Here is a 16,286-nt window from a genome sequence, read left to right as displayed (position 1 = left end):
ATGTATTGTGTACTTATTTACAAAACGGTAGAAGATTATATTGAGCGCAGGGTTGCGTTTAGAGAAGTGCATCTCGCGCATGCTAAAAAAGCTCAAGAAGAAGGAAAACTCTTTATCGCCGGTGCTTTTGCAGAACCTGCAGATGGCGCTTTGCTGGTTTTTAAAGGAGAAACAGCCTATGAAGATGCTGAGGCTTTCGCTAAAAATGATCCGTATGTAAAAAACGGACTGATCAAAAGTTGGGAAGTGCGTAAATGGACAGTTGTTATCGAGTAAATCTACGCGTCTTTTAAACTAGATCGCTCTAAGATCTCTGTAGATTTACCGTCAAGACTGGTTGTGTTTTTTTCTTTCCAGTATTGTTTGATACCGTTTTCGCCCTTTTGTTGAGACCATTTTGTAAGAATATCTCGATCTTCTTTAAAATCCATTAATGGCACACCAAAACCGCAACTGGTTTGCACAAGATCTACCTGCATTTTTATGATCTGTCGTGAGCCATCACTTTCAGGGAAGTGTGAGATATACTCTGTGAACTCGGCATCTGTATCATGATAGATCGCGGCATTACCATATAATCTCAAAATAAGCGGCTTGCCCTCAAAAGCGCAAAACATGATCGTCATGCGGTCGTTCTCTAATAAATGCGCAGCAGTCTCATTACCGCTACCGGTAAGATTAAGCCAGATCACTTCGTTTTCATTTAAAACGCGTAAGCTGTCTAAGCCTTTCGGCGAAACGTTAACACGTCCTTCTGGAGCAGCTGTCCCGACAAAGAATATTTTTTGCTCAGCGATGAACTCTTGTAAATATGGTGCGATATGATCTGTTTTCTTACCCATGATTATTTCTTTAAAAATTGAAGCATTGCCTGTGCAGAATCAAAAGCTTTAAACTTACTATGCGCGATAACCTCGTCAGTCTCTTCGTGCGCCCACGTGGTGTGAAATGGAATATGAAACGCATGACCGCCCATCGCAAGCACAGGCAGCACATCACTTTTAAGAGAATTCCCTACCATTAAGAACTCCGCTGGCGCAATGTCTAGATGTTTTACAAGGCGCTTGTATTGCAGTTCTTTTTTGTCTGAGACGATCTCGATGTGATGAAAATAATCTATCAAACCAGATTTTATCAACTTGCGCTCTTGATCTAGCAAATCTCCTTTTGTCGCAACAACCAGTCTATAGTTTTTGCTTAATTCATCTAGCACTTCTTCAATACCGGGAATAAGCTCAATAGGCTCGGCCAGCATCTTTCTACCGATGTCTAGAATAAATTCTACCAGCTCAGCATCAACATTATTTTTTGTAATACGCAAAGCAGCTTCCATGAGCGAAAGCGTGAAACCTTTGATCCCATACCCGTAGTGTTGCAGGTTCTGGATCTCTGTATCAAGAAGGATCTTTATAATATCTTCTTCTGGTAAATATGCGGTAAGTCTTTTGGCGAAAGCCTGCTCAGCATCTCTAAAGATCGTCTCATTTACCCACAGCGTGTCATCTGCATCAAAAGCGATGACTTTAATTTTATCTAGTTCCAACGGCTTTACTATTTATTACTCAAGCAAATGTAAGCATAATCCTTTGCAGAGCTTGGCCTCACAGCTGTTAATTGAAATGAGATAATTATGGTTTTCCTTAAAAAAACGACGCTTAAGGCCTAACTTTAGAGAGTTAAAACCTATTACTAATTCATCAAATCTTAAAATTACATGAGAAGATTTTTACTTGCTGCGATGATCTGCTGCCTTAGCGGTACGATTTTCGCGCAAAAAGATGCCCAATGGATGCGCTACCCCAGCATCTCTCCAGATGGAAAAACCATCGTTTTTGGATACATGGGCAACCTCTACACAGTTCCTAGCAATGGCGGCAAAGCCACTGCGATCACTACTGGCGACGCTTATGATATGCGCCCAGTATGGAGTCATGACGGTAAAACACTAGCGTTTGCAAGCGATCGTTATGGCAATTTTGATGTGTTTACTATGCCCGCTCAAGGCGGAAAACCAACACGTCTAACCTTTAATAGTGCAAATGATTATCCATTTGACTTCACAACAGACAATGCAACAGTGCTTTTTGGTAGCGGCCGCACAGCGCCTGCTGAAAGTGTGAGATTCCCATCAGGGATGTTTCAAAACATGTACACCATTCCTGTTGCTGGCGGCAGACCAGTGCTTGAAAGTGCTGCCGGCGCTGACGAAGCATCTTACAATGCAGATGGTTCTAAGATCATTTTTCAGGATAGAAAAGGATATGAAGATGCATGGAGAAAACACCACACATCTTCTGTAACCCGCGACATCTGGATCTATGATATCAAAAATGATACGTACGAGCAGGTCTCAACCTTTGAAGGTGAAAATCGCGAGCCGGTTTTTAGTCAAGATGGCAACACCGTGTATTACATAAATGAAAAAGACGGCACTTTAAATCTGTATGCTTTAGATCTTAACGCTAAGAGCGAAAAAGAGCTAACGCAGTTCACTGACTTCCCTGTACGTCACCTTAGTATTGCAGATAACGGCACAATAGCCTTTACTTACAAAGGAGATATTTATACGCTTTCTTCTGGGTCTACGCCCAAAAAACTGAACATCCAAGTTCTAGACGATGCAGGTTATGAAGCGATTGAAAATATGGATATCAATTCAGTTTCAGAGTTTGCTGTAAGCCCGAATAATAAAGAGATCGCTTTTGTAAATCGCGGTGAAGTTTTTGTAACCGGTGTTGAAGACAGACGCACAAAACGCATCACAAACACACCAGAACAAGAACGCATGATCAGTTGGTCAAAAGATGGTAAAACCCTTCTATTTTCAGCAGAGCGTGGTGATAGTTGGGATGTTTACAAAGCAACTCTTAAGCGTCCAGAAGAAGAATATTTCTATGCTTCTACTGTGATTAATGTTGAGCCACTTATTGCAACAGATGCAGAGGAGTTTCAAGCTACCTTTTCGCCAGACGGCAAAAAAATCGCTTATATAGAAGAGCGCAACATTCTTAAAGTAATGGATGTTGACAGCAAAAAAACAGTGACCATTTTACCAGAAGGTCGCAATCATTCTTACAGCGATGGCGACTGGTCTTACAGTTGGAGTCCAGATAGTAACTGGCTTCTTGTAGATGATCAAAAGGGTTATTTCTTCAAGAACAATATCGCACTTCTTAAGGCAGATGGTAGCGGTGAGATCTTTCATCCTGTAAATAGTGGTTTTGGAGAAAATCGTGCAAAATGGGCGATGGAAGGCAAAATGATGACTTACGAAAGTAGTAAAGAAGGTCTTATGGGTTTCTCTATGAATGGCGGTGCTGAGCAGGATATTTATGCTGTTTTCTTTGATCAAGAAGCTTATGACAAATACGAGCTTAGCAAAGAAGAGTTTGAGCTTATGAGCGAACTTGAGAAAAAGGACAAAGAAGACGAGGATGAAGATAAAGATGACAAGAAGAAAAAGAAAAAAGAGGATAAAGAAGAGGTTGCAAAACTAGACCTCAACCTTGATAATCTTGATATGCGTAAGGTAAAGCTTACCATAAACAGTAGCAGAATAAGCGACTATGTACTTAATGAAGATGCTAGCAAGGTATTCTATCTTACTTCTTTTGAAAAAGGCTATGATCTTTGGGTAACTGAGCCACGTACAAGAGAAACTAAAATTCTTGCAAAAATGGGCGGTTCGCCTAGCGGTATTGAGATAAGTGACGATGGCAAAACTTTATTCATGAGCAACAGAGGTAGCCTTGTAAAAGTTGATGCTTCTAGTGGTAAAGTGAGCAACATCTCTATTGACGGAGATATGCGTCTTGATACGTATGCAGAGCGTGAGTATATGTTTGATCACATGTGGAGACAGGTAGTAAAGAAATTTTATGATCCTACAATTCACGGTATCGACTGGCAAATGTATCATGATGAGTATGCTAAGTTCTTACCGCATATCAATAACAATTATGACTTCCAGGAGTTGCTTAGCGAAATGCTAGGAGAGCTTAATGCTTCTCACACCGGTGGTCGCTATCGTCCTCGTCATGAGAATGGCGATTCTACAGCTTCTTTAGGTTTACTGTATGATGAAAGTTATACTGGCGAAGGAATCAAGATCTCTGAAGTTATCGCAGGTGGACCAGTGAACAAAGCAAACAACAAGATCAAAAAAGGTGATATCATTACCGCTATCAATGATCAAGAGATCAAAGCTGGTGACAACTGGAATAAATACCTTAATAACATTCAAGGAAAAAATGTCCTGCTTACTGTAAAAAGCGGTAGCAATACATTTTCACAAACCATCAAGCCAGAAAGCATGGGCTCTCAAAGTCAGCTTATGTACAAACGCTGGATTGATATGATGGAGCATAAAGTTGACTCTTTAAGTAATGGTCAACTGGGCTATGTTCACATCCGTGGGATGAACGATGGCAGTTTTAGAGAAGTGTATGACAACGCCATGGGCCGCAATCTTGACAAAAAAGGTCTTGTGGTAGATACCCGTTTTAACGGTGGTGGTTGGTTACATGATGATCTTAATACTTTCCTTAGCGGGAAAAAGTATCTAGAATTTGCACCACAGGGCAAAACCATAAAAGGCGGTGAATCTATGACCCGCTGGAACAAACCTAGCATTGTGGTAATGGGCGAAGGCAATTACAGTGATGCCTTTATCTTCCCGTATGTTTACAAGCAAAACGGCATAGGTAAACTTGTGGGTAAACCAGTTCCAGGAACAGGAACCGCTGTATGGTGGGAATCTCAGATAGATCCTACCATCGTATTTGGTATCCCAATGGTCGCTACAATAGGTAAAGAAGGCAGACCTACAGAGAACCTAGAATTAAAGCCAGACATTGATGTTGCCCTTCCGTATAACGGATTCTTAAATGGTGAAGACGCGCAGATACAAACTGCAGTTAAAGAACTTCTTAAAGAGGTAAAATAATTTGGCTTAAAGCCAAAAAAACTAAGAACCGCCCCAACCGGGCGGTTTTTTTATGCAAGCAATAAATTGATCAATAGATACCAATTTCTAAACTAACTATTTATGATTTTATAACATACAGCACTACCCTTGTGTAACAAATGTTACACAAGCCCGCCTGTTAAAATCCTTATTTTTACAAGTGCTTTTGTGCTCAGCGAACAACGATTTTTAGGGGTTTCGTTAAAGCATTGCACAATTCACAAAACCCAGTTGCACACTTAAGGGAATTTGGCGACTGGGTTCTTTTTTAAATATAATTCTGCTTCTCAAGACTCAATCTGGTGCTCGAGAACATTTCTTTTAACGTTACTAAAAACCAATAGACAAAAAGTTTCGTTAATTTTATATAGACCCCAATATGAAAAAGTTACTCCCCATACTCCTATTCTTCATCAGCTTAAATGCTTTTGCACAAGAGTGGCAAACAGATTTGGCTGCAGCCAAAAAAACAGCGTCACAAGAGAACAAAGAGATTTTACTCGTATTTCAAGGGTCAGACTGGTGTGCGCCGTGCATTAAGTTAGATCGCGAACTGTGGAGTACAGATGAATTTAAAAAGTATGCCGCAGATCATTATGTGATGTTGCAAGCAGACTTCCCGCGTAAGAAAAAGAACGCCCTACCAGAAGCACAACAAAAAAAGAATAACGCACTTGCTGAAAAATATAACAGCAACGGCATCTTCCCACTTGTAGTTAAGCTAGACAAAACGGGAAAAGTGCTTGGCAAGACCAGTTACACACCGGGTACATCTGTGCAAGAGTATATCAAAGTTTTTAACTCCTTTAAATCTTAGAAGACTTGCGCAACACCACGCTAACCATATTTGCTTTTCTTTTTATACAGTTTGCGCACGCGCAGCAAACCTTTAAAGAAACGCTTAAACTTATGGGTAGCAGATTTGACATCACGGTTGTTGCTCAAGATGCTACACAAGCAAAAAAAGATATTGATCTCGCTGTCGCAGAAATCACTCGTATAGAAAAACTCATCTCCTCTTGGGATGCAAACTCACAAACATCACTCATTAATCGCAATGCCGGAATACAGCCGGTAAAAGTTGCTCCCGAGCTTTTTAACCTTATTGTGCGCGCTATAGGAATTTCAAAACTTACTGATGGCGCCTTTGATATAAGTTACGCCAGTATGGATAAGATCTGGTATTTTGATGGCAGCATGAAAGCAATGCCTAGCGCCGAAGCTATCAAAAACTCGGTTGCGAATGTGGGTTTTAAAAATATCATTCTTGACAAAGAGAACAGCACAGTTTTCTTAAAGAACAAAGGAATGAAAATAGGTTTTGGAGCCATAGGTAAAGGATATGCGGCAGACATGGCAAAAAATCTACTTATCGAAAAAGGAGTTACCGCTGGTATCATAAACGCCTCAGGCGATATGAATACTTGGGGTAAACAACCAGACGGTTCAGACTGGAAGGTTGCTATCACAAATCCGCTAGATAAGAACAAGGCCTTTGCACTGTTGCCCATCACACATGGCGCAGTGGTGACTTCTGGTAATTATGAGAAGTATGTTACCTTCAACGGCACAAAATATACACACATTATTGATCCACGCTCAGGTTATCCTTCTACAGGGATCCTGAGCGTTACTGTTTTTGCTCCTAAGGCAGAACTGGCAGATGCGCTAGCAACATCAGTTTTTGTAATGGGCAAAGATGTAGGCCTAGATCGCATTGAACAATTACCCCAAATTGATTGTATCATCATTGATGACAAAGGCGGCATTCACACCACCTCAAATATTAAAATAGACCAGCTATGAAAATAAAGATCCTCATCGCTTGCTTTGCTATCAGCTCGCTCACATCGTGTGTGGCGGTAAAAGAATACGAAAAGATCGCTATCAATGACCCAGACATGGCCTTAAGCGATAAACCCTGCGACAGAAATATCTCAACATTTCATTCATACCGCGAGGCAGCCTCAGGCGGTAACGGCGGTAAAACTGGCGGTGGTTGTGGTTGTAACTAAACAATAAGCGTATGAAAACTCAATTACTTAAAAACACGGTCTTATTCTTCGCTTTTGTCTCGATGTGCCTTTCGGCGAAAGCCCAACAAACAGAAGATCAAACAGCATACAAAAAACGTGTTCTTGAAACCACTGAAGTTGACTTGCTAAGCAGCTATTATGGTCAGGATGGTAACAATGCTGCCGTGAGCGGGGGTTTAGGAACTGAAGAACTTACTGATGCTACGGGAACAATTATCGTTTCTATCCCGCTTAACGATGATGATGTTTTGACAATAGATGGCGGAGTTTCTGCCTACACTTCTGCATCTTCCAGTAATGTAGATCCTTTTGATACTACGCAAGGTGCTGATCCTTTTGTTGCAAGCTCAGGTGCTTCGGGCTCAGACTTATGGTCTAATTTTAATATAAATTACAGTCATAGCAGCGATGATCGCAATCGCATCTGGACGGCAAAAGCGTCTGTCGCAAATGAGTATGATTATTTCTCAGTGGGTTTTGGCGGAAGCTATAACTATCTTTTTAATGAGAAGAACACAGAGGTAGGCATCAAAGCAAATGTCTATCTCGACCAGTGGAAAGCGATCTATCCTATCGAGCTACGACCGTTTGCAGAAGGCGGCGAGGGAATGAACAACTTTCTTTTCTTGATCTATGCGATAGAGGGTAATGCCAACTATAATCCTAATTTTACTGAGTTTGATAATGAATCTCGCAACTCGTATTCTGTAGGTTTTAATTTTTCTCAAATCTTATCCAGAAAACTGCAAACCTCTGTCGTGCTTGATCTGGTTTCTCAAAATGGATTATTGAGCACGCCATTTCAGCGTGTGTATTTTGCTGACAAGCAAGATTCTTTTATTGAAGACTTCCAGTTGGCTGATGATATAGAACGTTTGCCAGACTCTCGCTTTAAGATAGCTGCTGGTGCTCGGCTTAATTACTACGTTAATGAGTTTGTTGTTCTACGCAGTTTTTACAGGTATTACACAGACAATTGGGGAATCAATTCTCACACGGCAAGTCTTGAAGTCCCTGTAAAACTAGGAAGTAAATTCACTGTGTATCCTTCATATCGTTTCTATCAACAAACAGCTGCAGATTATTTTGCGCCTTATGAAATGAACCTTTCTACAGATGAGTTTTATACTTCAGATTATGATCTATCTGATTATACTGCAAATCAATTTGGGATAGGTGTTTCTTACACAGACATTTTTACAAAGTTCAATATCTGGAAGCTTGGTTTAAAAAGTATTGATATTAAGTACGACCATTATGATAGAGATACTGGTCTTAAAGCAGATATCATTACTGCGGGAATAAAATTTGTGCAGAATTAAGAATTACTCTTCTGCCACAAGTTGTAATTGCTGCTCACGCTCTTGACGCATTTCTTTTCGCATTTGCTTAATGGTCTGGGTGCTGCCGTCGTGACTCCAGCCTGGAGGAGCTAAGGCGTACATCATTTTGTAATACCAGTTGTTTGTCTTTTTCATATCCTGCCAGATATTCTTGTACTCATGCGTTAAGATGGTGTACAGATTATATGAGTTAGGCGGAGTTGTAACTCCATATTCAATATCGATCTCGTCATCCAGCTCTTTGTGCGTACCAAATATTCTATCAAAAATATTCAGAATACCTCCATGGTTTTTGTCCATGTACTCAATATTACGTGCATGATGCACTTGATGCATGGTATGAGTATTTATGAACTTCTCAAAGAATCCTAGCTTCTTGATGTACTGAGTATGCAGCTGAAACTGCCACAACGCTTCTATACCTAGACATACCACAAGCATTTCTGGCGGGAAGCCTATAATAACTATCCATAAGTAAAAGAATGGCTTGTATAAAATGGTAAACCAACCGTTTCTAATAGCCGTCCCCAGATTAAAATTATCTGATGAGTGATGCACAATATGTGCCGCCCACAAGATTCTTACCATATGATTCTGTCTATGGAACCAGTAATACGTAAAATCGTCTGCTAACATGCACAGCAACCATACATACCAAGCATAACTAAAGGATTCCCAACCGAAGATATTTTGGCGAATGCCATCTACTTCTGGATTAAAAAGGTCATACACAAAATTGAAAATAAAGATCGTGGCCACTGTTTTTACCAGCGCACCTATGATCGCAGAACCTACACCCAGCGCCAAGCTACTTAAAAAGTCCTTCCAGTGATAAAGGTCTTTTCGGCCAAATTTCTTACTATGCGCAAGCTCCATAATAATAAAGCCCAGAAAGCAAGGAACACCATAAACAAGTGGATTTGTAAAACTCATGAATTGTCTTTAATCGCAGGTTAGCCGTCAATATAAGGGTTAGCTGCTAGAAATGAACAACGATCTATATTTTATTTATTGTTATCCAGTTAAAAAGCAACAGCTCTAGGATAAAATGTAACATAAGCCTGCAAAAACCTACCTATAATCAAACCAAACCATTATGCTAGGCGGAGGCGGCTCAATACAGGGAATGATCACCTCATTGCGCAATAACAAGAATTTGTTGCGCAAAGGCAATCGGTTTAATAGAGACGACTTTTTCTTAAGAACAAATAAGAACGATCTCACCGCAAACCTAGGCAAGATCAAAGACAAAGAAGCTTCTCCAGAAGTATTAAAAGCAATTAGGCTTAAAGCCAAAAAAAGCAGCAAGCAACACAAGGCTATTTCGGTATTACTATCTGTCGCGTTCATGATTCTTGCCGCATGGAGTTTTTATTCCTTTTATAAAGCATGGAACGCTCCACCTCCGGGAATTTCACAAGAAGAGATCTTAGCTAAAAAACAGAAAGACTATTACTACTATATAGAAGATGGTGACAAATGGTTTGGCCAACGCAAATGGCATAATGCAGCATTTCAATATCGCAAGGCAATGCTGTTGTTTCCGCAGGATTATGATGCGAATTATAGACTTGCGCTAGCGTACAAGGCTTCATGTAAATTTGATTTTGAAGATTGCGATAAAGCAGAAAAAGTGCTTCAGAAGTTAGAAAGAGCTTCAAGTAAAAGTGAGATACTCACCCTGCGCAAAGAGCTAGACTCACTGATGGGCAAATAAAAAACCCGCTCACAGTAATGAGCGGGTTTGATTCTTTTTGGCTTTAAGCCAAAACATTATCTCGTTAATTTCTTGTATTTAATACGCTTAGGCATTAGATCTCCGCCCAGACGTTTTTTCTTATTCTCTTCATAATCAGAGAAACCACCTTCAAAGAAATACACTTGACTATCTCCCTCAAAAGCAAGAATGTGCGTACAAATTCTATCAAGGAACCAACGGTCGTGAGAGATCACCACTGCACAACCTGCAAAGTTCTCAAGACCTTCTTCTAGGGCACGTAGCGTGTTTACATCAAGGTCGTTTGTAGGCTCATCCAGGAGCAATACGTTTCCTTCTTCTTTAAGGGTCATCGCTAGGTGCAGACGGTTGCGCTCACCACCAGAGAGTTTATCTACTTTCTTGTTTTGTTCGCTTCCGCTAAAATTAAAACGACTTAAGTACGCTCTAGAATTTACCTGACGGCCACCCATCATCACCAGTTCCTGACCATCGCTAAAGTTCTCCCAAATTGATTTATCTGGATCAATATTAGAGTGCGATTGATCTACATAAGCGATCTGCGCTGTATTTCCTACTTCAAAATTACCTTGATCTGGTTCTATCTCGCCCATGATCATTTTAAAGATGGTGGTTTTACCAGCACCGTTAGGACCAATGATCCCTACAATACCCGCCTGCGGAAGGTTGAAGTTAAGATTTTCATAAAGTAACTTATCTCCAAAGGCTTTAGAAACACCCTTAGCCTCAATCACATTAGTTCCCAGACGTGGACCATTAGGGATGTAGATCTCTAGCTTTTCGTCAGTTTGTTTTTGATCCTGACTCATCAATTTATCGTAGTTGTTCAAACGGGCTTTTTGTTTCGCCTGGCGACCTTTTGGTGCCATTTTCACCCATTCTAACTCGCGTTCTAATGTCTTTTGACGCTTGCTCGCTTGTTTTTGCTCTTGCGCCATACGCTTCGACTTCTGGTCTAACCAAGAAGAATAGTTCCCCTTCCATGGGATGCCTTCTCCACGGTCTAGCTCAAGGATCCATCCAGCAACATTATCTAAGAAATAACGGTCATGCGTTACTGCTATCACCGTTCCCTTATATTGCGCTAAGTGATGCTCTAACCAATGTACACTTTCGGCATCAAGGTGGTTAGTAGGCTCATCCAGTAGTAATACATCTGGCTCTTGTAAAAGCAAACGACATAAAGCAACACGGCGACGCTCACCTCCAGAGAGTACTCCTATTTTTTGATTAGCTGGTGGCGTGCGCAATGCATCCATCGCGATCTCTAGTTTATTATCAAGTTCCCATGCACCACGAGCATCGATCTCATCTTGTAGCTCTGCCTGGCGGTTCATAAGCTTCTCCATCTTATCAGGATCGCTATACACCTCTTCTAGCCCAAACATATCATTGATCTTGTTGTACTCGTCAAGAATAGCTACCGTTTCTGCAGCTCCTTCACGCACAACTTCAAGAACCGTTTTCTCATCATCCAGTTGAGGCTCCTGCTCTAATAATCCCACCGAATATCCCGGAGAGAACACCACATCTCCTTGATAGTTCTTATCTACCCCTGCAATGATCTTAAGCAAAGTAGATTTACCACTACCGTTAAGACCTAGGATACCAATTTTAGCCCCATAAAAGAAACTGAGGTATATATTTTTTAATACTGGCGTGTTTGCGCCTGGGTGCGTCTTAGTCACACCACTCATTGAAAAGATAACCTTATTATCGTCGCTCATGTATTTTATTTTATTTGCTAGTCTATTTTAGTATATAAAGCATCAAACTACTATAAATTCATATACTTATTCATATTAAGTGTAATTGTGCAAAATTATCAATTACCTAAGTTTTTTAAGACAAAGTGAAAAGATATTATTTAATCAAGGAATAAAGAAGAAAATAAGTAAGTGGTGTGCAAAAAACCATCAAAAGTAAAGTGGAGATGATTTTTTTCTTAGAGAACCAATCTGTTTGATTTTGACTCGCTTTAATGAAAATAAATACGAGCATTCCAATCCATAAAATAGGGTATATTATTAAAAGAATCATTGCTCGTCCACCTGCGGCATTAATCTCATACTGTATACACAGCAGATTAACTAGAATATATAGCAATGTTGCTTTTAAAAGAAAATAATTCAAATTAATAGAATATAAAATTACTCCTCATACGCTCCCAGCAACCGCAGAAGCACAACCATTTGACCCGTATGATATGCTGTATGCTCGATCACCAGCATAACCTCTCGTAACAGCGTTTGATCATCGCCATTTTTCACAACTTTGGTAAGGTCATTCTCACGAATAAAGAGCGTTAACTGCTCGCGGTGCGCAAAGTAATCATCGATCAAGTTTTGCCATTCGCTGGCTGTGGGCTTTGATTTAGATGGCCAGTAATCTTCAGGCCATTGCGGAGTTTTATATGCGTCAGAAACACAAAAGTCTAAAATGTCTTTTTGTGCATAGGTGATGTGATACAACAACTCATAAATAGAATATGGCAATCCGTGAGGGCGCTCCCCTACTTTATCAGCATCAATATCTTCAAGCAATTGCCCTAGCGGAGTAAACGCTTCACCACCATTTAAATGCTTGATCAGTTGTCTTTTTACCTCATCCATATTTAGTCATTTACACGCGTCCCTTTAACGCATTGAATACCCAAGCAATGGCAAAGAAACCTATACCCACAGAGGCAAAACCCCAACCTGCAACATCTGCATATCTGTAAGCACCTAGCGTGATAAGGATAACGCCCATTAAGATCATTATAAAGGTTGCCCAGCCTAAAACAGTATTCTTATTCATCATATTCATATATGTTATGGCGCCTCATTCGCCTTAGGGCGATGACCGGGTCATCCGCTATATCTTTTTAAAAATCCGATGGTTTTTAAAAAGGATGCCGCTACTACCCCTGGCGCGAGTTCTAAAATCGTGGCAAAGAAAACAAAATTTTGCGTCATTGTGCTTTTCGCAAAAGCGAGATCATATAACACGCTGATTTTAAAACACATTCAATCTAATGCATTTTTTATTGAGAAGGTTTTAATAAAAAGATAAAGTGTTCTTAAATCAATGCGTTGAGGATTAATTGTAACCTTTACACTTATTTTAACATTATTTCACTTTATTTGTGTTCCTAACCCAATGAGCAATGCAGCAAAATACTTCTACTCAGGAAGCCTTAACCACAAAAAAACACTTTAAAATATTAGATGGTCTCCGCGGACTAGCAGCCATTGCTGTTGTTGTTTTTCACTTTATGGAATTTGTGGAGCCAGACTATAACGACAACTTTATTGCGCATAGTTACCTGGCAGTAGATTTTTTCTTTTGTCTTTCTGGGTTTGTGATCGCGTATGCTTACGACAGTCGTATTGCGACTATTGGGTTTACTAAGTTTATCAAGCTTAGACTTATACGTTTACATCCGCTGGTGATGATAGGTGCTATCATTGGTTTGATCTCTTTTGTGATTGATCCTTTTAGTGATCTTTTTGCTCAATATGGCTCAACGGAAACGCTACTGATGTTCTTATCATCTGCGCTGATGATACCTTACGCAGTTGTGGATGAACGTTACTTCAATATTTTTCACCTTAATCCGCCTACGTGGTCGTTGTTCTGGGAATATATTGCAAACATCGCTTATGCGCTGTTCTTATTCAGGTTGCGTAAGAACCTCTTGTGGATAGCAACTTTGATCGCTGCTGTGATTTTATTTTATGCTTCTCATGATGCGGGTTATTTAGCTATTGGTTGGGGTGGTGAGAACTTCTGGGGTGGCGCCGCTCGTATTTTGTTCTCCTTTCTTGCAGGAATGCTTATTTACAGAACGCGTTTTATCATTCCTAACCGTATTGGTTTTTTTGGCTTAAGCCTACTCCTTCTTGCGGCATTTGTTTTTCCGTTTATTGAAGAGTACAACTGGCTTATCGATCCATTACTCGTGGTGGTTTACTTCCCGCTTATCGTTGCGCTGGGCGCAGGATCTACTTTAGATAAGTCTCTTGAGAAGGTTTGTGACCTATCTGGTAGAATAAGCTATCCGCTGTATATGATTCACTATCCATTTTTATGGCTTTACCTCAGCATGCTAGAGAAGAATGTAATTCCGGAGCAATACATCAACGCTAGCGTATGGATAGGTGTTCTTGACCTTGTTGTGCTATCCTACATAGTGATGCGTTTTATAGATGAACCTATCAGGAAGAAGCTCAAAACTCGAATGAAGCAAAAGGCAGCGCGTAAAGAGGCTGCCAGATCAATGGCTTAGCGTTCTATTATTTCTCTTTTCGGCTATTCTGCTACAAGCATCCTGTATTCAGTTACAAAAGCCGCTATGTCATGCGCCAACTTTGCATTGTATTTAAAACAATAGAACATGACAACACAAGAGAATACAGGCAAAGTATGGTTTATTACAGGAGCTTCTAGAGGCTTTGGACGTATATGGACGGAAGCCGCGCTAGAACGCGGAGACAAGGTTGCTGCAACCGCTAGAGATATTAATAGTATTGCTGCCCTTAAGGAGCAATATGGTGATAATGTACTCACCCTTACCTTAGATGTTACTAAAAAAAAACAGGCAGAAAAGGCTATCAAAGACGCCTTTGAGTATTTCGGTAAAGTTGATATCGTACTCAACAATGCAGGATATTCATTGGTGGGAACTATTGAAGAATCTTCAGTTGAGGATGTTAAGGCTATGTACGAGACTAATGTCTTTGGACCTTTGCACGTCGTTCATGCGGCATTACCCTTTTTGCGTAAGCAAGGTTATGGTCATATCATGGGTACTTCTAGTAATCTAGGGCATCTAGCGTATCCTGTAATAGGATATTATTGCTCTACAAAATGGGCTTTTGAAGCTATTCATGAGAGTCTGGCACAGGAGATCGCACAATTCAACATTAAGGTTACCATTATTGAGCCGGGTGCCTATGCAACCGAGTTTGGCAGTGACAAATCACTTAAGTTCGCTGAAGGTATGGAACTTTACGGCCCATACAAGCAACAATTCTTTGAACGTTTACAAACCTTAGAGCGCGGCAATCCAGACGCTACACCACAAGCATTATTTAAAGTAGCAGATGCTGAGAATCCGCCATTGCGTTTTCACCTGGGTAGCAATAATCTTACAGAGGTAAGTAATGCTTATGAAGCTCGTCTAAACGAGTGGAAAGCGTGGGATGATATATCTCGTAGCGCTCAAGGCGAAAAGGAATAGTATTTAATATCAAATTACCGGTATCACCACCTGATGCCGGTTTTTTAAAGATGTTGTAATGAAAAAGAAAGAAGACAGTCCGTATAAATTTAGATCCATTGCAGATGCGCATAGAGAGTTTGGTTTACCAGAACCAAAGCATCCCCTTATCAGCCTGATAGGTGGTGAAGCTAATCAACAGGCAAGCATACCTGCAGGAGCACATATTCTTAACTTTTACAAGATCTCTTATAAACCCAACTTACAAGGACGCCTTAAATACGGGCGTGATTATTATGACTTTAATGAGGGCGGACTCCTATTTGCCGCACCCAATCAAATCATAGGTACAGACGAAGCTAATAGTGCCGCTTGCGAGTATTCTTTATACACCCTGCTTATACACCCAGACTTCTTTATAGGCAATGCCATGGCGCAAGACATTAAAGAATATGGTTTCTTTGCTTATGACACTAATGAAGCCCTTCACCCCTCTCAAGAAGAAAAAGCCACAATGCTTTCTATCTTTAAGATGATAGAAACAGAGCTTAACAATCGCCTGGACAACTTTAGCCAGAGCGTTGTGATCTCGCAGATCAGTTTGTTGCTAAACTTTGCAGATCGGTTCTATCACCGTCAATTTATTACCCGTAAGGGAGCGAGTAATGACATCATTGTCACGCTAGAAAAATACTTAAAGCAGTATTTAGATTCTGAGGCAAGTAATCACGGCATCCCATCAGTACAATCGCTCGCCGCTGTGGTAAATCTTTCTCCCAGTTATCTTAGCGATATGCTGCGCAGTCTTACCGGGCGCAATGCACAGCAGTTCATACACGATATGCTAATTGCAAAAGCTAAAGAATTGCTTTCTACCACAAACCTATCCATAAGTGAGATCGCCTATTTACTAGGCTTTGAGCATTCACAGTCCTTCAGTCGTATGTTTAAAACCCAAACCGAACAAACTCCGCTATCCTTTAGAAAAGCATTTAACTAG

General features: G+C 40.4%; 16 protein-coding genes. 10 read left to right on the top strand and 6 right to left on the bottom strand.

The features are described from left to right. Window positions 1-276, top strand: a complete 276-nt coding sequence (locus ACZ5L8_RS01450; RefSeq protein ID WP_464439232.1) for a YciI-like protein — start codon at window positions 1-3, stop codon at window positions 274-276. A gap of 2 nt (window positions 277-278) precedes the next feature. On the opposite strand, the gene ACZ5L8_RS01445 is transcribed toward ACZ5L8_RS01450, so the two are convergent. Next, window positions 279-842, bottom strand: coding sequence for a pyridoxamine 5'-phosphate oxidase family protein (locus ACZ5L8_RS01445; RefSeq protein WP_464439231.1), 564 nt, complete (start codon window positions 840-842; stop codon window positions 279-281). Window positions 843-844: 2 nt separating this feature from the next. Then, complete coding sequence (locus ACZ5L8_RS01440) at window positions 845-1,543, bottom strand: HAD family hydrolase (protein ID WP_464439230.1); 699 nt, start codon at window positions 1,541-1,543, stop codon at window positions 845-847. Between the two features lie 171 nt (window positions 1,544-1,714). Between ACZ5L8_RS01440 and ACZ5L8_RS01435 the strand changes: the two genes are divergently transcribed. The 5 genes from ACZ5L8_RS01435 to ACZ5L8_RS01415 all read left to right on the top strand — a co-directional run bounded on the left by ACZ5L8_RS01435 (window position 1,715) and on the right by ACZ5L8_RS01415 (window position 8,324). Then, window positions 1,715-4,945 (top strand): S41 family peptidase, encoded by a 3,231-nt coding sequence (locus ACZ5L8_RS01435; RefSeq protein ID WP_464439228.1) that lies wholly within the window; start codon window positions 1,715-1,717, stop codon window positions 4,943-4,945. A gap of 400 nt (window positions 4,946-5,345) precedes the next feature. Continuing rightward, the gene (locus ACZ5L8_RS01430; RefSeq protein ID WP_464439226.1) at window positions 5,346-5,783 is read left to right on the top strand and encodes a thioredoxin family protein; all 438 of its coding nucleotides are present in this window, start codon (window positions 5,346-5,348) and stop codon (window positions 5,781-5,783) included. A 5-nt stretch (window positions 5,784-5,788) separates the two neighbouring features. After that, window positions 5,789-6,772 carry an FAD:protein FMN transferase gene (locus tag ACZ5L8_RS01425; RefSeq protein WP_464439224.1) on the top strand — a complete coding sequence of 328 codons (984 nt, stop codon included), beginning with the start codon at window positions 5,789-5,791 and terminating at the stop codon, window positions 6,770-6,772. Next, complete coding sequence (locus ACZ5L8_RS01420) at window positions 6,769-6,981, top strand: DUF4266 domain-containing protein (protein ID WP_462599247.1); 213 nt, start codon at window positions 6,769-6,771, stop codon at window positions 6,979-6,981. Before ACZ5L8_RS01425 ends, ACZ5L8_RS01420 begins: the two co-directional genes overlap by 4 nt. An 11-nt stretch (window positions 6,982-6,992) precedes the next feature. Next, window positions 6,993-8,324 carry a DUF3570 domain-containing protein gene (locus ACZ5L8_RS01415; protein WP_464439222.1) on the top strand — a complete coding sequence of 444 codons (1,332 nt, stop codon included), beginning with the start codon at window positions 6,993-6,995 and terminating at the stop codon, window positions 8,322-8,324. Between the two features lie 3 nt (window positions 8,325-8,327). Here ACZ5L8_RS01415 and ACZ5L8_RS01410 read toward each other — a convergent pair whose 3' ends face one another. After that, on the bottom strand, window positions 8,328-9,278 hold the full coding sequence (locus ACZ5L8_RS01410) for a sterol desaturase family protein (protein WP_464439220.1): 951 nt from the start codon (window positions 9,276-9,278) through the stop codon (window positions 8,328-8,330). Between the two features lie 163 nt (window positions 9,279-9,441). Between ACZ5L8_RS01410 and ACZ5L8_RS01405 the strand changes: the two genes are divergently transcribed. After that, window positions 9,442-10,062, top strand: coding sequence for a tetratricopeptide repeat protein (locus ACZ5L8_RS01405; protein ID WP_464439218.1), 621 nt, complete (start codon window positions 9,442-9,444; stop codon window positions 10,060-10,062). Window positions 10,063-10,118: 56 nt separating this feature from the next. Here the strand turns inward: ACZ5L8_RS01405 and ettA are convergent, their stop codons facing one another. From ettA to ACZ5L8_RS01390, 3 genes are all read right to left on the bottom strand, one after another. Next, the gene (gene ettA, locus ACZ5L8_RS01400) at window positions 10,119-11,810 is read right to left on the bottom strand and encodes an energy-dependent translational throttle protein EttA (protein ID WP_464439216.1); all 1,692 of its coding nucleotides are present in this window, start codon (window positions 11,808-11,810) and stop codon (window positions 10,119-10,121) included. 423 nt (window positions 11,811-12,233) lie between these two features. After that, window positions 12,234-12,695: a DinB family protein gene (locus tag ACZ5L8_RS01395; protein ID WP_464439214.1), complete on the bottom strand. Its 462-nt coding sequence runs from the start codon at window positions 12,693-12,695 to the stop codon at window positions 12,234-12,236. 10 nt (window positions 12,696-12,705) lie between these two features. Then, the gene (locus ACZ5L8_RS01390) at window positions 12,706-12,882 is read right to left on the bottom strand and encodes a CAL67264 family membrane protein (RefSeq protein WP_464440897.1); all 177 of its coding nucleotides are present in this window, start codon (window positions 12,880-12,882) and stop codon (window positions 12,706-12,708) included. 349 nt (window positions 12,883-13,231) lie between these two features. Between ACZ5L8_RS01390 and ACZ5L8_RS01385 the strand changes: the two genes are divergently transcribed. From ACZ5L8_RS01385 to ACZ5L8_RS01375, 3 genes are all read left to right on the top strand, one after another. Next, window positions 13,232-14,353, top strand: a complete 1,122-nt coding sequence (locus tag ACZ5L8_RS01385; RefSeq protein ID WP_464439212.1) for an acyltransferase family protein — start codon at window positions 13,232-13,234, stop codon at window positions 14,351-14,353. 108 nt (window positions 14,354-14,461) lie between these two features. Then, window positions 14,462-15,307, top strand: coding sequence for an SDR family NAD(P)-dependent oxidoreductase (locus ACZ5L8_RS01380; protein ID WP_464439210.1), 846 nt, complete (start codon window positions 14,462-14,464; stop codon window positions 15,305-15,307). A gap of 58 nt (window positions 15,308-15,365) precedes the next feature. Further along, window positions 15,366-16,286, top strand: coding sequence for a helix-turn-helix domain-containing protein (locus ACZ5L8_RS01375; RefSeq protein WP_464439208.1), 921 nt, complete (start codon window positions 15,366-15,368; stop codon window positions 16,284-16,286).

It is taken from the genome of Leeuwenhoekiella obamensis, assembly GCF_055391795.1.
The sequence above is the reverse complement of the archived record's forward strand: the minus strand, read 5'-3'. Positions and strand labels throughout refer to the sequence as shown.